This window comes from Litoreibacter meonggei, from assembly GCF_003663885.1.
Classification (GTDB): domain Bacteria; phylum Pseudomonadota; class Alphaproteobacteria; order Rhodobacterales; family Rhodobacteraceae; genus Litoreibacter; species Litoreibacter meonggei.
In genome coordinates, this window is the sequence record NZ_RCCE01000012.1 from 1 (window position 1) to 21099 (window position 21099).

The following is a 21099-nucleotide window of genomic DNA, read 5'->3' on the forward strand; positions in this document are numbered from 1 at the left end:
TTGCCAGCGGCGCTGATCGCCATCGTGCTGAACCTGATCCTGCCGGAAGAGCTGTCCGGCGAGGCCACCGAAGAGGTGTCCGGCGGCATGGCAGGTCATGGCGAAGGCTCCTTGCCGAAAGACGATCACGTTTGAATATGCAATGTCCCGCCGCAACATGCGTGGCGGGACACTCGGCGCATTGTGCGCCAAAAAAGCTGGGAACTAGCTCTGGCCTTTTGATCCTAAAGCAGGCGTAATGCGGTTTGTGCCTGAAAATAGCAATTTACCCACGCCGCACGTCTATCGGAGATCCAGAATGACAATTCAAAATACCGACATTGATCCGATCGAGAGTCAGGAATGGCAAGAAGCCATTCAGGACGTGATCGAAAAAGATGGTGCCAACCGAGCCCATTACCTGCTGGACAAGGCAGTTCAGCAAGCCCGTGCCGCAGGGGCCACACTGCCGTTTTCGGCGACAACGCCTTATCAAAATACCATTCCTGCCGATGACGAGTTGGCCGTGCCGGGCGATCTGGAGATGGAATGGCGCATCCGCACGATCAACCGCTGGAACGCTATGGCGACAGTGGTGCGCCGCAACAAAGAGAGCAGCGAGTATGGCGGGCATATCGCCTCCTTCGCGTCCTCGGCTGTCATGTATGACATCGGGCTGAACCACTTCTGGCGCTCCAAATCCGCGATCCACGGCGGCGATCTGGTGTTCTTCCAAGGGCATGTGATCCCGGGTATCTACGCACGCTCCTTCATGGAAGGCCGGATCAGCGAAGAGCAGCTGGAAAGCTTCCGCTCCGAGGTCGATGGCGGCGGTCTGTCCTCCTATCCGCACCCGTGGTTGATGCCGGATTACTGGCAGTTCCCGACCGTCTCGATGGGCCTTGGCCCGTTGATGGCGATCTATCAGGCGCGGTTCATGAAATACATGCACAACCGCGGCCATATCGACATGGCCGACCGCAAGGTCTGGGCGTTCCTCGGCGATGGCGAGATGGACGAGCCGGAAAGCCGTGGCGCGATTGATCTGGCGGCGCGCGAGGGCTTGGACAACCTGATCTTCGTGGTGAACTGCAACCTGCAACGCCTTGACGGGCCAGTGCGCGGCAACGGCAAGATCGTGCAAGAGCTGGAAGGTGACTTCCGCGGGGCTGGTTGGAACGTGATCAAGCTGCTCTGGGGCAAGGGCTGGGACGAGCTGCTGGAAAACGACAGTACCGGGCGCCTCAAGCAGTTGATGGACGAGACCGTCGACGGCGACTACCAGACCTTCAAGTCGAAGGACGGCGCTTATATCCGCAAGCATTTCTTCGGCAAATATCCCGAGACCGCTGCGTTGGTGGCCGACTGGAGCGACGAGCAAATCTGGGCGCTGCGCCGGGGCGGGCATGATCCGCAGAAAGTCTACACCGCGTTCAAGGCTGCCAGCGACACCAAAGGCCAGCCGACCTGTCTGCTGATCAAGACGGTCAAAGGCTACGGCATGGGCACGGCGGGCGAGGGGCAGAATATCACCCACTCCGCCAAGAAGTTCGCCGACAACCAGCTGCGCGAGTTCCGCGACCGGTTCGACATTCCCGTATCGGACGAAGACCTGCTGAAAGCGCCGTTTGTGGCGTTGAACAACTCCCAAAAGGCCTATCTGGCGGACCGCCGCACAGCGCTTGGCGGGGACTTCCCGAAACGCGAATGGCGCGATGCGCCGAAGCTGGAAATCCCGCCGTTGACGAAGTTCGAGGCACAGCTAAAAGGCACGGGCGATCGGGAAATCTCGACGACCATGGCCTATGTGCGCATTCTGACGACGCTGCTGCGCGACAAGACCATCGGCAAGTTTGTGGTGCCGATTGTGCCGGACGAATCCCGCACGTTCGGCATGGAAGGGCTGTTCCGCTCGGCGGGGATTTATAACCCGCTGGGGCAGAATTACACGCCCGAGGATGCCGACCAGATGATGTTCTACAAGGAGACGACCGACGGTCAGGTCTTGCAGGAAGGCATCAACGAGGCCGGCGCCATGGCTGACTGGATTGCGGCGGCGACGTCCTATTCCAACCACGGCGTGCCGATGATCCCGTTCTACATCTACTACTCGATGTTCGGGCATCAACGTGTCGGCGATTTGGCATGGGCCGCAGGTGACAGCCGCGCGCGGGGCTTCTTGTTGGGGGCCACGGCGGGCCGGACCACGCTGAACGGCGAGGGGCTCCAGCACGAGGATGGCCACAGCCATATTCTGGCCGGCACCATCCCGAACTGCGTCACTTATGATCCGACCTTCAGCTACGAGGTTGCGGTGATCATCCACAACGGCCTGCAACGCATGTTCGTCGATCAGGAGGACATCAGTTTCTATATCACCTTGATGAACGAGAACTACAGCCATCCCGATATGCCGATGGGTGCTGAGGAGGGGATCCTGCGTGGTCTCTACCGCATGACCGAGACCAAGAAGCCGGGCAAGAAGCACGTCAACCTGATGGGCTCCGGCACCATTCTGGTGCAGGCGATTGAAGCGGCGAAGATGTTGAAAGACGACTTTGGCGTCACGGCTGATATCTGGTCGGCCACCTCGTTCAACGAACTGGCCCGCGACGGTCAGGATGCGGCGCGCCATAACCGGCTGAACCCGCTGATGGACAGCCAAGTGCCTTATGTGACCCAAGCCCTGAGCAAGGCCAAAGGCCCGATCATCGCGGCGACGGATTACATGAAGAACTACGCCGAACAAATCCGTGCCTTCGTGCCGGGGTCCTACACCGTGCTCGGCACGGACGGCTTTGGTCGCTCCGACAGCCGGGTCAACTTGCGCCGCTTCTTCGAGGTGGACGCAAATCACATCGCCGCGGCTGCGATGGTGGACCTCTACAAGGCGGGCAACGTGACCAAGAAAGACTTGGAAGCAGCCCTCAAGAAATACGACATCGACGGCGCCAAGCCGAACCCACGGCTCGCTTAATCAGCGCTTGAGAGAAGGAACAAACTTATGACTATTGAAATTACAGTCCCTGACATCGGTGACTTCGACGAAGTGCCGGTGGTTTCCATTCTGGTCAGCGTCGGTGACACCGTCGCAGTGGAAGACCCGCTGGTAGAGTTGGAAAGCGACAAGGCCACGATGGAGGTCCCAAGCTCGGCCGCCGGTGTGGTCAAGGAAATCAAGGTTGCCGAAGGAGACAAGGTCTCTATGGGCTCGATATTGCTTGTGCTGGAAGGTGACGTAGCAAGTGCTGCGGCTCCTGCGGCTCCTGCGGCTGAAACGGCACCCGCTCCTGCTGCCGCTCCCGCGGCGACACCTGCACCCGCAGCGGCACCCGCTCCGGCAGCGGTGGTCGACAGCGGCTTCTCCAAATCCCACGCATCGCCGTCAGTGCGCGCCTTTGCACGTCAGCTGGAAATCGACATCACCAAGGTAAACGGCACGGGCCGCAAGGGCCGTATCCTGCGTGAGGATGTGACCAAGTTCCTGAAATCCAACACGGCTTCTGCCCCTGCGGGCGCAAGCGGTGGCGGCATGGGCATCCCACCAATGCCAGCCGTGGATTTCTCGAAATTCGGCCCCGTCGAGGACGTCGAGATGCCCCGCATCAAGAAACTGTCCGGTCCGGCGCTGCACCGCGCTTGGCTCAACATCCCGCACGTCACAGTGGATGAAGAGGCGGACATCACCGAGTTGGACAAGTACCGCAAGGAGCTCGATACCGCCGCTAAAGAGCAAGGCTACCGCGTTACGCTGCTGAGCTTTGTGATCAAGGCCTGCGTCTCGGCGCTGAAAGAGCATTGGGAGGTCAATTCCTCAATCCATCCCGACGGCGACAAGCTGATCAAGAAGAACTTCTACAACATCGGGTTCGCGGCGGACACGCCTCAAGGTCTGATGGTTCCTGTGATCAAGGATGCCGACCGCAAGGGGATCGTCGAGATTTCCAAAGAGTTGGGCTCGCTGTCTCTGGCGGCGCGTGAAGGCAAGCTGAAAGGTCCCGACATGCAGGGCGCGACCTTCACGATCTCGTCTCTGGGTGGCATTGGCGGCACGGGCTTTACGCCCATCGTCAACGCGCCGGAGGTTGCGATCCTTGGTCTGACCCGCGCCAAGATGGCCCCTGTCTGGAATGGTGAGGAGTTTGTGCCCCGCCTGATGCAGCCCTTGTCGCTGTCCTTCGACCACCGCGCCATAGATGGCGCTTTGGGCGCGCGCTTCAACGCGTCGCTGAAACACCTGCTCGGCGACGTGCGCCGGCTGATGTTGTAAGGGGGGCGTTCAGATGGAAGTCAAAGTACCCGATATCGGTGATTTCTCCGATGTACCCGTCATCAGCATTCTGGTCTCCGTGGGCGACACGGTCGCCGAGGAAGACCCGCTGATCGAGCTGGAAAGCGACAAAGCCACGCTGGAGGTCCCAAGCCCCGCCGCTGGTGTGGTGAAAGAGATCAAGCTGTCCGAGGGCGATAAGGTCTCGATGGGCGCTGTCATCATGGTGCTGGAAGGCGCTGGCGCGGCGGAAGCGCCTGCCGAAGCGGCACCTGCACCTGCGGCGACTCCTGCTGCCCCGACCGCAACCGCGCCTACAGGCACGGCCACCGGACCGGGCGATATCCATGCCGAAGTTGTTGTTCTGGGCTCCGGCCCCGGCGGCTATACAGCGGCGTTCCGCGCGGCGGATCTGGGCAAGAATGTCGTGCTGATCGAGAAGAACCCGACCCTTGGCGGTGTCTGCCTGAACGTGGGCTGTATCCCGTCAAAGGCGCTGCTGCACGTGGCCAAAGTTCTAACTGAGGCTGACGAGATGGCGGCCCATGGTGTCACCTTCGCCAAGCCGAAGATTGATCTGGACGCCTTGCGCGGCTGGAAAGACTCGGTCGTGGGGCAGTTGACTGGCGGTCTCGACGGCTTGGCCAAGGCGCGCAAGGTGACCACCGTGCGCGGCACGGGGCGCTTCACCGGTCCCAACATGATCGAGGTCACCGGCGACGACGGCACCAAGACGGTCAGCTTTGATCAATGCATCATCGCGGCAGGCTCGGAGCCTGTGGAGTTGCCGTTCATCCCGCATGATGATCCTCGCGTGCTCGACAGCACGGGTGCGTTGGAACTCAAGGATATCCCGAAGCGCATGCTGATCCTTGGCGGTGGTATCATCGGTCTGGAAATGGCCTGCGTCTATGACGCGCTCGGGGCGAAAATCTCCGTCGTCGAGTTCATGGATCAGTTGATGCCCGGCGCCGACAAGGACATGGTCAAGCCGCTGCAAACGCGGATTGCAAAGCGGTATGAAAAGATCATGCTGAAAACCAAGGTCACCGCGATGGAGGCTCAGAAGAAGGGCCTGAAAGTGACCTTCGAGGACGACAAGGGCGAGATCACCACCGACACGTTCGACAAGGTCCTCGTCTCGGTCGGGCGTCGCCCGAACGGCAAGCTGATCAACGCCGAGGCCGCAGGTGTCGCCGTGGATGAACGCGGCTTTATCGCCGTCGACAACCAGCAACGCACGGGCGTGCCGCATATCTTCGCCATCGGCGATGTGGTGGGCCAACCGATGCTGGCGCACAAGGCGGTGCATGAAGGCAAGGTCGCGGCAGAGGTGTGTGCCGGTGAAAACCGCGCCTTCGACGCGCTGGTGATCCCGTCGGTGGCCTATACCGACCCCGAGGTCGCGTGGGTTGGCATCACGGAAACCGAGGCCAAGGCCAAGGGGCTGAAAGTCGGCAAGGGTGTGTTCCCATGGGCGGCCTCCGGTCGGGCGCTGTCCAACGCACGGTCCGAGGGGATGACCAAGGTGATCTTCGACCCAACCGACGACCGTGTCGTTGGCGCGGCCATTGTCGGCACCAATGCCGGTGATCTAATTGCAGAGGTGGCGTTGGCCATCGAGATGGGGTGCGATGCGACCGATCTAGGCCACACGATCCATCCGCACCCGACCTTGTCGGAAACGTTGAACTTCGCGGCCGAAATGTTTGAAGGCACAATCACCGACCTGATGCCGCCGAAAAAGCGGCACTAGGTTTCAATCGAAATGAGGTTGGAAAAGCGCGTCCCTTGGGGCGCGCTTTTTTAGTTTGCGACCTCGAATAGCAGTAGCATTCCCGGCAGCCACGCGGTGAAGACGCCACAGAATAGTGTGAAATAGGCGGCCAGCTTCTGGATCGGCTTTTGCACGGTGAGGAGCACGAAGTAGACGAACCAAAGCGCCGCCCAAGCGGTCCACGAGAAGGCCAGCCAGACCGACATCAGGCTATCGGCTTCGGTAAAGCTCAGCAACGCCACAGGCACGACCGTTACAGACACGAACAGGCTGAACCAGCCTAGGCCACGCCCGTCGCAATCTTGCAGCCGGTTATAGGCGACCCACAGATAGGTGATAGCAAAAAGCAGTGTCATGGCGGCGGCTCTGACGTCTGCAATCGTATCTGCGAAGACCGCTGAATGAATCGCCACAAGGAACGATATCGTCGCGACGGACAGATTGATGAGGATGATTTCGCGATCCTCTACCCGTCCCGAAAGCCATAGCCCGTTCAGGATGAGAACAGCCCCGACATAGAGCAATGATAACCCAAGTAGCATAAATCGATCCTTTGGTGGGGCATTGGCACCCGTTAGACGAGCGAAAGGGGCCAAACGGCCCCCTTCCTTATCTTGCAGTGATGGAGGTCGGAACTAGTGACCGCCATCCGACTGAAGTGCCGCTTCGCGCAGATCATCTTCCGAGATGTCTTTCGCACCGTTGAACACGACGTTCAGACCGACAGCAGAGATTGCGGCCAGAAGGATGCCGGAGTGGATCAGCGGCTCGATCGCGTGTGGCAGGTGCATGGTGAACTGAGGCGCGATCAACGGGATCATGCCCAGACCAAGCGAGATTGCCACGATCAGACCGTTGAAACGGTTGGTCTTGAAGTCCACCGCGCCAAGGATGCGCACACCGGTGGCTGCAACCATGCCGAACATCACCAAACCGGCACCGCCAAGGACGGCGACGGGCAGGGACTCGACCAAGGCACCCATTTTAGGCACCAAGCCCAGCACGATCATGATCGCACCACCGGCCACACAGACATAGCGCGACCGGATACCTGTCACACCGACGAGGCCGACGTTCTGGCTGAACGAGGTGTAGGGGAAGGTGTTGAACAGGCCGCCGATCACGGTGCCCAGACCATCAGTACGCAGACCAGCGGACAGGGATGGGCGCTCGATCTTCTTTTCGCACATCTCACCCAAGGCAAGGAACATTCCGGTGGATTCGATCATCACGACGATCATCACAAGGGTCATGGTTATGATCATGATAGGGTCAAAGATCGGCACGCCCCAACGCAGCGGGGTAATCAGCTCGAACCAGCCAGCGTGGCCGACCTTGTCGAAATGCATCAGTCCCATTGCGGATGCGGCAAGAGCGCCTACGACGATACCGATCAGCACAGAGATGTTGGCGAAGAAGCCCGTGGTGAATTTCATGATCAAAACAATGGTAGTCAACACAATGCCGGAGATCAGCATGTTTTGTGGAGTTGCATAGGCAATATTGTCCATCGACGGCGCAATTTTCAGACCCTGCGGGATTTCAGGGATAGCACCTGCACCCAGTGCTTTGACCTGATCCAGCCAAGCTGTGTGCTCGGGATTTACGATGCTTGGGGCCGTGGGGCCGAACGGAAGGCCGAAGATCCAGTTGATCCCAACGCGCATCAGTGTAACGCCGATGACCAGAATGATCGTGCCGGTCACAACGGGCGGGAAGAACCGCAGCATTCGGCTAATTAGCGGCGCGATCAGCATCGCGATGATGCCGGCACCGATGATGGCGCCGAAGATCATTCGCGCGCCGTCCAAGCCGGGGTTGGCAACGGCGATGGACACCATCGGGCCAACGGAGGCGAAGGTCACACCCATCATGACGGGCAGCTTGATGCCGAACCATTTGGAAGCACCCATCGACTGGATGATCGTGACGACACCGCACACAAACAGGTCGGCAGAAATCAGAAACGCGACCTGTTCAGGGTCAAGTTTCAGAACTCGGCCAACGATGAGCGGCACCGCGATGGCACCGGCATACATAACAAGGACGTGTTGCAGTCCCAACGTAAAGAGTCGGCCAGCTGGCAACCTCTCGTTGACGGCGTCGGCCGTGGCAGTAATAGACATGGGGTTCTCCTCGTTAAGTCCAGATGTTTCGCTCTGGGGCGTGGTTGGGGATGGTGCGGGTCGGTGTATCAGGCCGACCCGCACCGCTATTTAGCCGTAGCTTGAGACATCAGAGCCCGCGAGCGCTGCTATGTTGAGCAGATCTCGGACTGAGACGCCGGGTGTGACGATATGGGCGCGATTGCCCATACCCATCAGAATTGGGCCAACCTCCATGCCACCTGCCGCACATTTGAGCAGGTTGCGTGCCGCTCCTGCGGCGTCGGTGTTGGCGTAGATCAAAACATTGGCGCGACCGGTCAGGCGGTTTTGCGGGAACAGACGTCCGCGCAGTTCCGGGTCCAATGCGGCATCAGTGTGCATTTCGCCCTCATAGGCGAAATCCAGATTTTGGGCGTCGAGTATATCAAGCGCAGCCCGCATGACGCGACCAGACGCACAATCGCGGTTGCCGAACTGGGAACCGGAACACAGGGCGATGTTTGGCTCTAGCCCGAAGCGGCGCACATGGCGCGCTGCCGATATGACCGTGGTGGCCAATGTCTGGGGAGTCTGTTCGGTGTTGATATGGGTATCGGCCACAAAGAGCGGGCCTTCGTCGAGGATCGTCAAGGACAAGGCCGCAACAGGTTTTAATGTTTCGGTTTCAAGCATTTGTTGCACATAGTTGAGGTGCCACAAATACTGTCCGAAAGTTCCGCAGATCATGCTGTCCGCGTCACCACGATCTACCATGACGGCGGCAATTGCCGTGGTGTTGGTCCGCATGACGGCCTTGGCCAGATCCGGCGTGACGCCGCTGCGCTCCATCCGTTGATGGTAGCTTTGCCAGTAATCGCGGTAGCGGGGGTCGTTCTCGGGGTTCACGATTGCGAAATCGCGACCCGGTTTGATCGTCAAACCAGCACGTTGAATGCGCGCCTCGATGATGTCGGGACGCCCGATCAGGATCGGTGTGTCGACTGTCTCTTCAATCATCGCTTGCGCAGTGTGAATGACGCGCTCGTCCTCGCCTTCCGCAAACACGATCTTGCGCTTTGCCTGCCGTGCGGCGGCAAACACCTGCCGCATCAGGAGCGATGATTTGTAAACCTGCGCATCCAGCTCGCGTTCATAGGCGTCGAGGTCGATCTCCTTCTGGGCCACGCCGGATGCAATCGCGGCCTTCGCAACGGCAAGGGCGATCGTGGGCAACAACCGCGGATCGAACGGCTTCGGGATCAGGTATTCCGGTCCGAACGTGAGCGTTTCGCCTTTGTAGGCTTGTCCTACTTCAGCGGATGTGGTGGCGCGCGCAAGCGAGGCAATCGCTTCGACACAGGCCAGCTTCATTTCGTCGTTGATATCGCTTGCCGCGACATCCAGCGCACCGCGGAAGATGAACGGGAAGCACAACACGTTGTTAACTTGATTGGGGAAGTCAGAGCGCCCCGTGGCGATCATCGCACCGGGCGACGCCTTGCGGGCTTCGGTCGGCATGATCTCGGGCGTCGGATTTGCGAGCGCAAAGATGATCGGGTTCGGCGCCATTTTCTTGACCAACTCGGCCTTCAACAGGCCGGGGCCGGACAGGCCCAAGAACAAATCGGCCCCTTCAAGGGCGCCCGCAAGAGTTGTTCCCACGTCGGCCGAGGAGAATTCCATTTGCTCGGGGCACACGTCGGTGCGGTCCTTGTGCAGCACGCCGTCCTTGTCGAACAGCGTGATGGACTTGGCTGGCACGCCCATTTTGCGCAACATGGTGTGGCAGGCAATGCCCGCGGCCCCAGCTCCAAGGCCGACGACACGGATATCTTCGGGCTTTTTCTTTGCCAGACGCAACGCATTGGTGGCAGCCGCCGCTACGACGATAGCAGTTCCGTGTTGGTCGTCGTGAAATACTGGGATGTTCATCCGCTCGCGGCAAATCCGCTCCACGATGAAGCAGTCGGGGGCTTTGATGTCTTCAAGGTTGATCGCGCCGAAGGTCGGCTCCAGCTTGCACACCAGATCGGCAAGGGCCTCGGGGTCAGCTTCATCGACCTCGATGTCGAAGCAATCCAGTCCGGCAAACTTCTTGAACAGGACGGCTTTGCCTTCCATAACCGGCTTCGAGGCCTGCGCGCCGATATTGCCAAGGCCCAGCACGGCTGTACCGTTCGAGATGACAGCGACCAGATTGCCTTTCGCGGTGTAGCGCACGGCATCAAGCGGGTTGGCCGCGATTTCGGTGCAGGCTTCGGCCACGCCCGGTGAATAAGCACGGGCCAGATCACGACCTGTTGCCATGGGCTTGGTTGGGCGGATTTCCAGTTTTCCCGGTTTCGGGAACTCGTGATAGTCCAGCGCTGCCTGACGTTCAGCAGCTACGTTTTCTTTGTCGAGTGCCATTGGACCCCCCTTTATTATTCTTCTCGAAAGCCGACATGCTGAGTGGCCCATAGGCTTGGTTTCGGATCGTCGCGTTAGCGCGCGCGTAAGTAGTCAAGTACGTCGACAGCACTCTCCACCGATCACATAATCGGATGGAACAGCTACGTGGACTTGGATTGCGTAGATTGCCCGACGGCGTGAAACGTCTCGTGGCTTTCAGTGCGAGTTTCGGGAGCTGGCACTCGACCAAGTCACGAACGGTGTCGTGATCTGGTGCCAACCTCCCGAAGCCATTAGAAATCGACGTCGATTGCGACGCCTTTTTGGACCGCCAGCTCGACGACGCTTGCGGCGACCGCCAAATCTTGAAGGCCGACGCCGGTGCCGTCGAACAGCGTGATTTCATCGTCAGACGCGCGGCCTTTGTCGGTGCCGTTGATCACTGCGCCGAGCTGGTGCACGTCGCTTTCCTTGATCAAACCTTGGGCGACGGCATGTTGCGCCTCGCCGATGCTGACGGATTGCGCGACCTCGTCGGTGAAGACCGTGGCGCGGGCGAGCAGGGCGGCCTCAACCTCTTGCTTGCCCTTGGTGTCGGTGCCCATGCAGGCGATATGTGTGCCGGGTGCAATGTGGTCGGCCATGATGGTCGGCGCAAAGGTGGAGGTGATGGAAATCACCACGTCGGCCTCACGCATGCCTTCCAGCTCGACCGCTTCAAACGGAAGGCCTGCTTCATTGGCAATTTTCTCAATATTGGGCAGCATCTCAGGGTGGTAGTTCCAACCGATGACTTTCTCGAACTGGCGCTGTTCAAGGGCGGCGCGCAGCTGGAATGTTGCCTGATGGCCGGCCCCCACCATGCCCATGACCTTCGCGTCCTTGCGGGCCAGATGCTTGATCGACACCGATGACGCGGCGGCGGTGCGCAGGGCGGTCAAAAGGTTTCCGCCGACCATGGCGCTGACCATGCCAGTGTCTGGATCGAACAGGAAGATCGTGGACTGGTGGTTGATGTGGCCATGCTTTTCGAGGTTGTTCGGCCAGTAGCCACCCGCCTTCAGGCCAAGCGTCATGCCTGCTTTGTCGAACCCGCCCTTGAAGCCATAGAGCGCGTCTTCGTGGCCGATGGCTTCGCGAATGACGGGGAAGTTATAGGCGTCTTTGGACGCCATCGCGGCAAACACACCTTCGACGGCGTCGAAAGCGGCTTCGCGTGTCATAAGATCGGCAATTTCGCGTTCTGGAACGATCAACATGGGCTATTTCCTCTGGAGTGTGTGCGCCCGCATGCACCTTTGGCGGCGCATGCGGGCGTCTTGTTTTAGTAGGCTTTGCCGCGGGCCGAGACGGGCCACAGGGTCTCGACCTTGCCGTTACGGACACCGACATACCAGTCATGCACGTTGCAGGTCGGGTCGCAGTGACCGGGAACCAGCTTCAGCTTGTCGTTGACCTTCAAGACACCCTTGGGGTCCTTGATCACGCCATGCTCGTCGGAGCATTTGAAATATTCCACATCATCGCGGCCATAGACCACGGGCAAACCACTGTCGACGGACTGGGCTTTGAGGCCCGCGTCAACAACGGCCAACTCTGCTTTGGCGTGGCTCATCACGGAGGTCAGGATGAACAGTGCGTTCTCCCATTCGCCTTGGTCGATGCGCTTGCCGTCCTTGTCGAGGATACGTCCGTAATCGGCATCCATGAACGCGTAGGAGCCGCATTGCAGTTCGTTGAAAACGCCGGAATTGCCTTCAAAGTAGTAAGACCCGGTGCCGCCGCCGCCGACGATGTCACACTCAAGGCCAACGGATTTCAGGCCGGTGATGGCGTCTGCCACTTGCGCGACTGCAATGTCGATCTTGGCTTTGCGGTCGTCATACGAGTCCATGTGCTGCATAGCGCCTTGATAGGCTTGCAGACCCGCGAACTTGAGGCCCTCTGCTGCGTCGATCAGCTTGGCGATGTTGACCACGTCTTGTGTGGTGGTCACGCCGCAGCGACCGGCCCCGCAGTCGATTTCCACAACACATTCGATCTGCGTGCCATGCTTTACCGCAGCAGCCGACAGGTTGGCGACGTTGTCAGGATCATCCACACACACGATCGTACGCGCGCCCAGCAGGGGCAGGCGGGCGAGACGGTCGATTTTCGCGGGCTGTGTCACCTGGTTGGACACCATCACATCCTTGATGCCACCGCGCGCGAAGACTTCCGCTTCGGACACTTTCTGGCAGCACACGCCGACAGATCCGCCAAGCTTTTCTTGCAGCAGGGCCACGTCGACGGATTTGTGCATCTTGCCGTGGACGCGGTGACGGACACCCATCTCCTTGGCGAAGTTGCCCATCTTGACGATGTTGCGCTCCAGCGCGTCCAGATCCAGTACAAGGCAAGGCGTCTGGATATCGGCCTCGTCCATACCGGGCAGAGCGGGGACGTCATAGCCGACTTCGAGGTCTTTAAAATCTACATGTGTGTTCATTGCGTGAACTCCCTTTACTTAAGCCATGGCAGAATATCGAGATCGACATTCCCACCCGTGATGATGATACCGACCCGCTTGCCCGCGAACCGCTCTTTGTTTTTCAGGATCGTCGCCAGCGGCACCGAGGAGCTGGCTTCCATGACGACCCGCAGATGCTTCCATGTCAGTTTCATCGCGTCGATGATTTCTTCTTCGCTTGCGGTCAGAATATCGGTCACGTGGTTCGAAACGAAGTGCCATGTCAGGTCTTTCAGAGGCACCAGCAGACCATCAGCGATGGTTTTTGGTGCATCGTCAGCGATGATATGGCCAGCCTTGAAGCTGCGATAGGCGTCGTCGGCTTGTTCCGGCTCTGCCGCGATGATCTGCGTTTCCGGCGCTTGGTTTGACAGGGTCAAACAGGTGCCCGAGATCATCCCGCCGCCGCCGATAGGGGCCATCACGATATCCAGCCCGTCGGTCTGCTCCATGAACTCCCGCGCGCAGGTGCCTTGGCCGGCAATTACGCGCGGGTCGTTGTAAGGGTGGACGAAATCACCACCGGTTTCGGCCTGCACCTTGGCAAAGGTCTCTTCGCGTGACGATGTCGACGGCTCGCATTCGGTGATCACGCCGCCATAGCGGCGCACGGTGTCTTTCTTGGCCTGTGGGGCCGTGCGTGGCATGACCACGTTGCACGGGATGCCACGACGGCTTGCCGCATAGCTGAGGCAGGACGCGTGGTTGCCCGACGAGTGTGTCGCCACACCCAGCTTGGCTTGGCTCTCATCCAGCCCGAACACTGCATTGCTGGCACCGCGCACCTTGAAGGCGCCCGGTGTCTGGAAGTTCTCGCATTTGAAGAACAGCTGCGCGCCGGTCAGCTCGTTGAGGTAATCCGAGGTCCGCACCGGGGTGCGCTGGATATACGGCTCAATGCGCGTGTGGGCGTCCAGCATGTCTTGATAGGTTGGAATATACATCTGTCTCTCCTCCCGTCGGCCTTATTTGCCTGCCGCCGGATTGGTGCGATAGTACTCTTGCGCCGCGGCGACGCCAGAGCCGAGTTTCACATCCAGACCCAGATCAACCATGCACATCTCTGCCGTGGCCAAACCGCTCAGCGTCATCACGTCTGTCAGGCTGCCCAAGTGGCCGATGCGGAAAACCTTGCCCGCAACTTCGCCCAGACCCACACCGAAGGCCACGTCGTATTTGTCAGCCGCATGGGTCACGATATCGGTGGCGTTGAAACCTTCCGGCGTGCGGATCGCGCTGACCGTGTCGGAATACAGATCAGGCGAGGCGGCGCACAGCTCCAGCCCCCAAGCCGAAACGGCCTTGCGGACACCTTCGGCGATGCGGTGGTGGCGTGCGAACACGTTTTCCAGACCCTCGTCCAGCAGCATGTCGAGCGACAGTTTCAAGCCGTTCATCAGGCCAACTGGCGGGGTGTATGGGAATGCGTTGGCGTCGTAACCCTTTTGCATGTCTTTGATATCAAAGAACGTACGCGGCAAAGTTGCGTTCGCGGATGCCGCGATTGCTTTGCTGGAGAAGCCGATGATCGCCAGACCTGCTGGCAACATGAAGCCTTTTTGCGAACCGGTGATGGCGATGTCCACGCCCCACTCGTCGAAGCGGAAGTCCATCGACGCGATGGAGCTAACACCATCTACGAACAGCATGGCAGGGTGACCCGCCGCGTCGAGCGCTTTGCGCACGGCTGCGATGTCGGATTTTACGCCTGTTGCAGTTTCATTATGCGTGGCCAGCACGACTTTGATCTCGTGGTTTTTGTCGGCTTTCAGGATTTCTTCGTATTTTCCGGCAGGAACGCCTTCGCCCCAAGGGGTTTCAACGATGTGCACGTCCAACCCATGGCGTTGGCACATGTCGATCCAGCGATGCGAGAACATGCCGTTGCGCGCGGCCAGAACCTTGTCGCCTTTGTTCAGCGTGTTCGACAGCGCCGTTTCCCAGCCGCCAGTGCCGGTTGACGGGAAGATAAAGATTTTCGCGTCTTTCGATTTCAAAACCTGACGAACACCATCAAGGCAGGGGTGCAGGATTTTGCCAAAGGTCGGCGAGCGGTGGTCGATCGTTGGCATATAGCAGGCTTGGCGCACTGCTTCTGGCATGTTGGTCGGGCCGGGAATGAATACGGGGTTCTGGAAGCTCATGATCGTCTCCTTGTAAGCGTCGAGGACAACCTAGGGCCGCTTTCTTCAAAGGGATATTTTTTTGAAATTGTTTTTTATTTTTACATTATGGTAAATAGTCTAGCATTGTCAGCATGTTGTATTTTTCATGTACTGAATTCGCTTTTCACATAAAATAGGATGCATCTTATGGAATCGCAAAACAATGCCGGAATCAGTCACCGCAAGGCGCGCGGACGGCCACGGGACTGGGATGACAAAAGCGCTCAGAACACGATCAAGTCGCTTGACCGCGCCATGGAGGTTTTCGAATTTCTGAGCGAAGCGCAGGGCAAAACCCTGACGATGCTGGCGAATGACTTAAGCCAGTCTCCCGCAACTGTGTACCGGATTTTGGTGACGTTGGAGGGCAGGGGACTGGTTGAGTTCGATCAGATTGATCAAGTCTGGCATGTCGGGCCTAGAGCTTTCATCATCGGTTCGCGCTTCCTGCGCCGCACCACCCTCGTTGATCGGGCGCGCCCGATCTTGCGCACGCTGATGGAGCAAACCGGAGAGACCGCCAATCTTGGCATCGAGCAAAACGGTCATGTCCTGTTTGTCAGCCAAGTTGAAACCCATGCCAGCATCCGCGCTTTTTTCCCGCCCGGCACATTGTCGCGGCTTCATGCCTCCGGAATTGGCAAAGCGCTGCTGTCGCAGATGGAGGACGCTCGCGTCGACAAGTTCCTGACGGACATGCCGCTTGAGAGCTTTACCGAGTTTACGCTGACACAGCCGGATGCTTTGAAAGCCGACCTAGAGTTGACCCGACAGCGCGGCTATTCCATTGATGGCGAGGAGCGGAATGTGGGGATGCGCTGCATCGCGGCGCCTGTGTTCGACATTCACGGGGAGGCGATTGCGGGTATTTCGGTGTCCGGCCCAACGTCGCGGGTCGGGACGGAGGAGATTGCCAATCTGAGCACGTCCGTGCTGAGCGCTGCGCGCGAGTTGTCAGCGGCAATTGGTGGCGTTGCTCCGGCAGCGCGCTGAGAGGCGGACCGGAGCAGGGTGCGATTAGATGCTTGAAGGACGCAGCGGCATGTGGCGGTTCACGTCTTTATACAGCAGATAACGGAACGGACCGGGGCCACCAGCATAGCAAGCCTGCGGGCAGAACGCGCGCAGCCACATATAGTCACCGGCCTCGACCTCGACCCAGTCTTGGTTCAGGCGGTACGCGGCCTTGCCTTCCAGAACATATAGCCCGTGTTCCATCACGTGGGTTTCAAGGAACGGGATCACGCCGCCGGGCTGCAAGGTAACGATGGTGACGTGCATGTCGTGGCGCAGATCGTTGGGGTCAACGAAACGAGTCGTAGCCCATGCGCCGTTGGTGTCTGGCATGACATTGGGTGCTACGTCGTTTTCATTGGTGATCACAACGTCAGGGGCGTCTAGCCCGTCGATCTTGTCATAGGCTTTGCGGACCCAGTGGAACCGCAGCATGTCCGTCCCGTTGTTGCGCAGGGTCCAGTTTGTTGCGGGCGGCAGATAGGCGTAGCCGCCGGGGGTGAGCTGATGCTCTGTCCCGTCGACGGTTAGCGTGGCGGTGCCTTCCACGATGAACAGAACGCCCTGTGCCACAGGGTCGATTTCCGGGCGGTCGGACCCGCCGCCGGGGGCAACTTCCATGATGTATTGCGAAAAGGTTTCCGCAAAGCCGCTGAGCGGACGCGATAGCACCCAAAGGCGCGTATTGTCCCAAAACGGAAGGAAGGACGTCACAATGTCACGCATCGTACCCTTTGGGATTACAGCGTAGGCATCGGTAAAGACCGCGCGGTCGGTCAATAACTGCTCTTGGCCGGGGTGGCCGCCAGTGGGTGCGTAATATTTAGCAGACATGGTCATCCTTACTGATGTGGATTTTCCTGTACTATGAGTGAGCTACCAACAGACAACCATGACCTTGTTGAAATAGGACTTTCTGGGATTTCTTTATAATCGTCGCCGATTTGCGGGAAATTGAACTACGTGACATGTCATATGGCTTGCACAGACGGGCATAACGCGACCCGTCGTGGGCGCTGCCTCGATGTGGATCGCTTGAGTTAGGATATATGGCGGAGAGACAGGGATTCGAACCCTGGGAACCCTCTCGAGCTCAACGGTTTTCGAAACCGTCCCGTTCGACCACTCCGGCACCTCTCCGCAAAGGCTGACTTGTGATCAGGTGGGCGGGGTTTAGCGGGCAACTTGGTTCGCCGCAAGCCCATCCGTTAGGTTTTACGCGCAAGTCGTCGCTGGTCGCGACAAATTCATTGATAGGGCCATTGTAGCGCAGGGGGTGGAGGCTTATCCTCAGCCCAAATCGCTCCAAAAGGAAAAGAAATGCGCCTCCTGACTGCTACTTTCACCGCGTTGATGATTTCGGCTTTGGCTGTCACGGCGCAAAGCACGTCATTACTGGATAGATATTTGACTGCGCTGGACATGGACACCGTCTTCGATGTGTTGCGCGATGAAGGTGTGGTGGCGGGGCAGGATATGTCTGGCTCTGACGGGGTGAGTCCGTCTCCGGCATGGGTCGCGCGGCTGGAGCGCATTTATGACCCGGAGAAAGCGAAGCGCGCGTTTCTTGAAGGGATGGAAACGATCAAGGATGTCGCCGCATCGGAGGATGCGTTGGCGTTTTTCGAGACCGACCTTGGAGCGCGTATTGTCCAAGTGGAAATCGACGCGCGGAAAGCGCTGAACAGTGATGGCGGAGAAGACGCCGCCGCCGCGAAGGTGGCAGAAATCCGTAAAGAAGATCCGGCGCTGTATCTGATGTATCAAGAATTCATCAAAGTGAATGATCTGGTGGAAAGCAATGTCGCGGGGGCGCTGAACTCAAATTTGGCATTCTACCGCGGTATGGCAACCAGCGAGAGCTACGCGGAAGGCTTGTCTGAGAGCTTTATGCTGAACTCGGTCTGGGAGCAGGAGCCGGAAATCCGTCAGGAGATGGAGGAGTGGACGATCAACTTCTCGTCGGTGGCCTATAGCGGGCTGACCAAAGCCGAGTTGCAGCGCTATATCGACATCTCGAAAACTCCGGCGGGGCAGCGCTTGAACACTGTTCTGTTCGCAGGCTTTGACAAGATGTTCGAGCAGCAGAGCTTTGAGTTGGGGCGCGCGACCGCTGAGTTCATGATCGGTGAAGACACCTAACCTCCGTGTACCATAAGGCTAACGGTTAGCGCTTCGGGGTCTTTCGTCAGGTTTGGCTCCGCCGCAAGCATTTGGGTGAGGGCAGGGCGGTTCGCTTCCGGAACTCCCGCCAATTGATAGGCCATTTCGAGAGCTGACCCGTCGCCGCCCAGAATGTCTTGATGCAGCGCTTTGAAATTCTGCGACACGTAGGTTTTGACCTTCGCGCGGCGCGCGTTGTAACTGGCATTGTGAATGGCGTTGCCCACCGCATATGCAGGCAAAAGAACCGGATTGGGCAGGTGCGACGGCGCGCTCGGACTGCATCCCGCAGAGGCCAAGACAATAAAGCCGATCGCGGTGCGGATATTCGGCCAGAGCCTGTTGACAGAGGGGCGCAATTCCAACATAAGCCCGCATCTGCGCATGATGCGTGGATTTTTGCAATGACGTCCCGATCCGGGGGCGCGCTGTCCGAGGTGGCCCGTCTGGGCTCATGAACGCCGCGAAATGCGGGACCACAGGGCGCGGAAGATAAAAGGGTATGCGATATGTTCGCGGTTCTAAAAACCGGCGGCAAGCAGTATAAAGTCGCCTCAGGCGATGTTCTGCGTGTCGAGAAACTGGATGCCGCCGCTGGCGACAAAATCCAATTCAACGAAATTCTGATGGTCGGGGGCACTGTAGGTGCTCCGTTGGTCAAAGACGCAGGCGTTCAAGCCGAAGTCATCGACCAGATCAAAGGCGTGAAAACGATCAACTTCGTAAAGCGTCGTCGTAAGCACTCCTCGAAGCGTACCAAGGGCCACCGTCAGCAACTGACGCTGCTCCGTATCACGGACATCCTTGAAAAAGGCGCAGACAAGTCCGGCGTGAAAGCTGCCATCAATGGCGCTGGCGTATCGGTTGCTGCAATCGAAGCGGCTGCTCCGGCCAAGAAAAAAGCCAAAGCCGCTGCCAAGCCAGCAGCGAAAACTGAAAAAGCCGCTGCTCCGAAAAAAGAAGCTGCACCTAAGAAAGCCGCCGCCCCTAAGAAGGCCGCAGCGAAATCCGAAGGCGCAGATGATTTGACACGCATCAGCGGCGTTGGTCCGGTTATCGTGAAGAAACTTCACGGACTTGACGTCACTACTTTCGCCCAGATCGCAGCATGGACCCCAGAGGACATTGCTGATATGGACGAGAAACTGAATTTCAAAGGCCGCATCGACCGGGATAACTGGCTCGAGCAGGCTGCAGAACTCGCTAAAGGTTAAGGAGAAGCACAATGGCACATAAAAAAGCAGGTGGTTCATCCCGGAACGGTCGCGACTCAGCGGGTCGTCGTCTTGGCGTGAAAAAATATGGCGGCGAGCTGGTCATTCCAGGCAACATCATCGTGCGTCAACGCGGCACTGTTAAGTGGCCGGGCGAAGGCGTCGGCATGGGCAAGGATCACACGATCTTCGCAAAAGTCGAAGGTAACGTGAAGTTCCACAAAGGTCTGAAAGGCCGCACCTTCGTCTCTATCGTCCCGATGGCGGAGGCCGCAGAGTAACCGAGACCCACAAGGTTTGAAAAATTTGAGGGATCGGTTGAAAGACCGGTCCCTTATTCTTTTGCTACGTTAGGGCTGACCATGAGTGTCGCCGCCGCATCATTTGCCATTTTCGCCGCCTCTCAGGTGGGCACGCCGGGGCCAGCCAACATGGCCCTGTTGGCAACAGGCGCGCGCTATGGTTTGCGTCGTGCCTTGCCATTTGTGGCGGGCGTGGCGTTTGGCAAGCAATTGGTTATTTGGCCCATTGGATTTGGCCTTATGCAGTTGGCTGAAACTGCGCCTTGGGTATTCCAGTCCTTAAAGTGGATATCAGCGGCCTACATCATTTGGTTGGCGTGGCGGGTCGCAAATCTGCGTTTGAGTACCAATATAGAGGCTAAAGCCCCCGGTTTTGCGGCTGGGCTGATCATTCATCCGCTGAACCCCAAAGCCTGGGCGATGATCACGGCGGGTTTCACGGCGTTTACGGAGCCCGGGACACCAAGTCTTGAGGCGACCGTTACAATCGCCCTGATATTGCTAGGAGTGCAACTCATTTTGCACCCAATTTGGACTTATGGAGGGGAGCGCATTGCGCGCAGCTTGGCTGGAACGCCCGCTGAAAGATACTTGATGTGGACGCTCGCGGCTTTGACCGTTGCCAGCGTTCTGTTTGTTCTATTTGCGGGAGGCAAATAATGAGTTTTGAGGGAACCTATACCCAGCCGATAATTGAGGCTGATGGTTTTGTGCTACGGCCTGTGACCCAATCCGATACGGGCCAGATCGGCCTCTACGCGGCGGATGAGCGGATTGCCAAGGGGACATCGTCGATCCCGCACCCGCTGCCCCCCGGCACGACCGAAGGGTTCATCAAGCGCTCGCTTGCCGAGGGCCGCGCAGAAGACGTGTGGGTTATTGATCCGTCAGATGACGGCTCTCAGGTGTTGGGTTTGATCGGGTTGAACCGGATGGACCGTGAGCAGTCGGAGATCGGTTATTGGGTGGCACCTCAGCTGTGGAACAACGGTCTGGCCTCCAAGGCGGTCGAGGCGCTGGTCGCGGCGAACCCACAGGCCTGCCGCACGCTGTTCGGGTCTGTGTTCCAAGACAATCCGGCCTCGGCGCGGGTTCTGACCAATGCGGGGTTCGAATATATCGGCGATGCCGAGACCTTCTCGGTTGCGCGGGACACCACTGTGCCAACCTGGACCTATATCAAGAAGCTGGATTGAGCGTTGCGGACGGGTGCGGTAAGGCTGCGCGA

General features: G+C 58.7%; 18 protein-coding genes and 1 tRNA gene. 9 read left to right on the forward strand and 10 right to left on the reverse strand.

Going from position 1 to position 21099, the window contains the following annotated elements; translation table 11 throughout:
* Positions 1–298: 298 nt before the first annotated feature.
* From aceE to lpdA, 3 genes are read left to right on the forward strand one after another with little or no spacing between them, the layout of a single operon-like run.
* On the forward strand, positions 299–2956 hold the full coding sequence (gene aceE, locus BCF46_RS19425) for a pyruvate dehydrogenase (acetyl-transferring), homodimeric type (RefSeq protein WP_121028411.1): 2658 nt from the start codon (positions 299–301) through the stop codon (positions 2954–2956).
* A 27-nt stretch (positions 2957–2983) separates the two neighbouring features.
* On the forward strand, positions 2984–4249 hold the full coding sequence (gene aceF / locus BCF46_RS19430) for a dihydrolipoyllysine-residue acetyltransferase (protein WP_121028413.1): 1266 nt from the start codon (positions 2984–2986) through the stop codon (positions 4247–4249).
* A 13-nt stretch (positions 4250–4262) separates the two neighbouring features.
* Entirely contained in the window at positions 4263–6005 is a 1743-nt protein-coding gene (gene lpdA / locus BCF46_RS19435) for a dihydrolipoyl dehydrogenase (protein WP_121028415.1), read from the forward strand.
* Between the two features lie 50 nt (positions 6006–6055).
* Here lpdA and BCF46_RS19440 read toward each other — a convergent pair whose 3' ends face one another.
* The 7 genes from BCF46_RS19440 to bhcA form a co-directional block, all read right to left on the reverse strand.
* The gene (locus BCF46_RS19440) at positions 6056–6568 is read right to left on the reverse strand and encodes an AmiS/UreI family transporter (protein WP_121028417.1); all 513 of its coding nucleotides are present in this window, start codon (positions 6566–6568) and stop codon (positions 6056–6058) included.
* 93 nt (positions 6569–6661) lie between these two features.
* Complete coding sequence (locus BCF46_RS19445; protein ID WP_121028419.1) at positions 6662–8152, reverse strand: nucleobase:cation symporter-2 family protein; 1491 nt, start codon at positions 8150–8152, stop codon at positions 6662–6664.
* Between the two features lie 90 nt (positions 8153–8242).
* The gene (locus tag BCF46_RS19450; RefSeq protein WP_121028421.1) at positions 8243–10522 is read right to left on the reverse strand and encodes an NADP-dependent malic enzyme; all 2280 of its coding nucleotides are present in this window, start codon (positions 10520–10522) and stop codon (positions 8243–8245) included.
* Positions 10523–10797: 275 nt separating this feature from the next.
* A complete protein-coding gene (gene bhcD / locus BCF46_RS19455) occupies positions 10798–11763 on the reverse strand; it encodes an iminosuccinate reductase BhcD (protein ID WP_121028423.1) in 966 nt (321 codons plus the stop codon).
* A 65-nt stretch (positions 11764–11828) separates the two neighbouring features.
* Positions 11829–12992, reverse strand: a complete 1164-nt coding sequence (gene bhcC, locus BCF46_RS19460; RefSeq protein ID WP_121028425.1) for a 3-hydroxy-D-aspartate aldolase BhcC — start codon at positions 12990–12992, stop codon at positions 11829–11831.
* A gap of 14 nt (positions 12993–13006) precedes the next feature.
* Complete coding sequence (gene bhcB, locus BCF46_RS19465) at positions 13007–13957, reverse strand: beta-hydroxyaspartate dehydratase BhcB (protein ID WP_121028427.1); 951 nt, start codon at positions 13955–13957, stop codon at positions 13007–13009.
* Between the two features lie 21 nt (positions 13958–13978).
* The gene (gene bhcA / locus BCF46_RS19470; protein ID WP_121028429.1) at positions 13979–15157 is read right to left on the reverse strand and encodes an L-aspartate--glyoxylate aminotransferase BhcA; all 1179 of its coding nucleotides are present in this window, start codon (positions 15155–15157) and stop codon (positions 13979–13981) included.
* A gap of 168 nt (positions 15158–15325) precedes the next feature.
* On the opposite strand from bhcA, the gene bhcR reads away from it, so the two are divergent.
* On the forward strand, positions 15326–16171 hold the full coding sequence (gene bhcR, locus BCF46_RS19475; protein WP_121028431.1) for an HTH-type transcriptional regulator BhcR: 846 nt from the start codon (positions 15326–15328) through the stop codon (positions 16169–16171).
* A 24-nt stretch (positions 16172–16195) separates the two neighbouring features.
* On the opposite strand, the gene BCF46_RS19480 is transcribed toward bhcR, so the two are convergent.
* Together BCF46_RS19480 and BCF46_RS19485 are read right to left on the reverse strand one after the other, a co-directional pair.
* Positions 16196–17026, reverse strand: a complete 831-nt coding sequence (locus tag BCF46_RS19480; RefSeq protein ID WP_121028459.1) for a bifunctional allantoicase/(S)-ureidoglycine aminohydrolase — start codon at positions 17024–17026, stop codon at positions 16196–16198.
* Positions 17027–17242: 216 nt separating this feature from the next.
* Positions 17243–17332, reverse strand: a tRNA-Ser gene (locus BCF46_RS19485).
* A gap of 180 nt (positions 17333–17512) precedes the next feature.
* Between BCF46_RS19485 and BCF46_RS19490 the strand changes: the two genes are divergently transcribed.
* On the forward strand, positions 17513–18334 hold the full coding sequence (locus BCF46_RS19490) for a DUF2059 domain-containing protein (protein WP_121028433.1): 822 nt from the start codon (positions 17513–17515) through the stop codon (positions 18332–18334).
* Here BCF46_RS19490 and BCF46_RS19495 read toward each other — a convergent pair.
* Positions 18331–18723, reverse strand: a complete 393-nt coding sequence (locus tag BCF46_RS19495) for a hypothetical protein (protein WP_121028435.1) — start codon at positions 18721–18723, stop codon at positions 18331–18333. The two genes, BCF46_RS19490 and BCF46_RS19495, sit on opposite strands and share 4 nt — an antisense overlap.
* A 141-nt stretch (positions 18724–18864) precedes the next feature.
* On the opposite strand from BCF46_RS19495, the gene BCF46_RS19500 reads away from it, so the two are divergent.
* The 4 genes from BCF46_RS19500 to BCF46_RS19515 all read left to right on the forward strand — a co-directional run bounded on the left by BCF46_RS19500 (position 18865) and on the right by BCF46_RS19515 (position 21067).
* Positions 18865–19569: a 50S ribosomal protein L21 gene (locus BCF46_RS19500; protein ID WP_121028437.1), complete on the forward strand. Its 705-nt coding sequence runs from the start codon at positions 18865–18867 to the stop codon at positions 19567–19569.
* Between the two features lie 11 nt (positions 19570–19580).
* Positions 19581–19850: a 50S ribosomal protein L27 gene (gene rpmA, locus BCF46_RS19505; RefSeq protein ID WP_073141622.1), complete on the forward strand. Its 270-nt coding sequence runs from the start codon at positions 19581–19583 to the stop codon at positions 19848–19850.
* A gap of 81 nt (positions 19851–19931) precedes the next feature.
* Positions 19932–20531: a LysE family translocator gene (locus tag BCF46_RS19510; RefSeq protein ID WP_121028439.1), complete on the forward strand. Its 600-nt coding sequence runs from the start codon at positions 19932–19934 to the stop codon at positions 20529–20531.
* On the forward strand, positions 20531–21067 hold the full coding sequence (locus tag BCF46_RS19515) for a GNAT family N-acetyltransferase (RefSeq protein ID WP_121028441.1): 537 nt from the start codon (positions 20531–20533) through the stop codon (positions 21065–21067). The genes BCF46_RS19510 and BCF46_RS19515 overlap by 1 nt, the downstream gene beginning before the upstream one ends.
* Positions 21068–21099: the final 32 nt, after the last annotated feature.

What these genes read in the sequence shown, in the direction of transcription:
- bhcR (WP_121028431.1), top strand. Translation starts at nt 15,326, where the DNA reads ATGGAATCGCAAAACAATGCCGGAATCAGTCACCGCAAGGCGCGCGGA.
- aceF (WP_121028413.1), top strand. Translation starts at nt 2,984, where the DNA reads ATGACTATTGAAATTACAGTCCCTGACATCGGTGACTTCGACGAAGTG.
- BCF46_RS19495 (WP_121028435.1), bottom strand. Translation starts at nt 18,723, where the DNA reads ATGTTGGAATTGCGCCCCTCTGTCAACAGGCTCTGGCCGAATATCCGC.
- BCF46_RS19480 (WP_121028459.1), bottom strand. Translation starts at nt 17,026, where the DNA reads ATGTCTGCTAAATATTACGCACCCACTGGCGGCCACCCCGGCCAAGAG.
- bhcC (WP_121028425.1), bottom strand. Translation starts at nt 12,992, where the DNA reads ATGAACACACATGTAGATTTTAAAGACCTCGAAGTCGGCTATGACGTC.
- lpdA (WP_121028415.1), top strand. Translation starts at nt 4,263, where the DNA reads ATGGAAGTCAAAGTACCCGATATCGGTGATTTCTCCGATGTACCCGTC.
- bhcA (WP_121028429.1), bottom strand. Translation starts at nt 15,157, where the DNA reads ATGAGCTTCCAGAACCCCGTATTCATTCCCGGCCCGACCAACATGCCA.
- bhcD (WP_121028423.1), bottom strand. Translation starts at nt 11,763, where the DNA reads ATGTTGATCGTTCCAGAACGCGAAATTGCCGATCTTATGACACGCGAA.
- aceE (WP_121028411.1), top strand. Translation starts at nt 299, where the DNA reads ATGACAATTCAAAATACCGACATTGATCCGATCGAGAGTCAGGAATGG.
- BCF46_RS19450 (WP_121028421.1), bottom strand. Translation starts at nt 10,522, where the DNA reads ATGGCACTCGACAAAGAAAACGTAGCTGCTGAACGTCAGGCAGCGCTG.
- BCF46_RS19510 (WP_121028439.1), top strand. Translation starts at nt 19,932, where the DNA reads ATGAGTGTCGCCGCCGCATCATTTGCCATTTTCGCCGCCTCTCAGGTG.
- BCF46_RS19440 (WP_121028417.1), bottom strand. Translation starts at nt 6,568, where the DNA reads ATGCTACTTGGGTTATCATTGCTCTATGTCGGGGCTGTTCTCATCCTG.
- BCF46_RS19500 (WP_121028437.1), top strand. Translation starts at nt 18,865, where the DNA reads ATGTTCGCGGTTCTAAAAACCGGCGGCAAGCAGTATAAAGTCGCCTCA.
- bhcB (WP_121028427.1), bottom strand. Translation starts at nt 13,957, where the DNA reads ATGTATATTCCAACCTATCAAGACATGCTGGACGCCCACACGCGCATT.
- BCF46_RS19445 (WP_121028419.1), bottom strand. Translation starts at nt 8,152, where the DNA reads ATGTCTATTACTGCCACGGCCGACGCCGTCAACGAGAGGTTGCCAGCT.
- BCF46_RS19515 (WP_121028441.1), top strand. Translation starts at nt 20,531, where the DNA reads ATGAGTTTTGAGGGAACCTATACCCAGCCGATAATTGAGGCTGATGGT.
- BCF46_RS19490 (WP_121028433.1), top strand. Translation starts at nt 17,513, where the DNA reads ATGCGCCTCCTGACTGCTACTTTCACCGCGTTGATGATTTCGGCTTTG.
- rpmA (WP_073141622.1), top strand. Translation starts at nt 19,581, where the DNA reads ATGGCACATAAAAAAGCAGGTGGTTCATCCCGGAACGGTCGCGACTCA.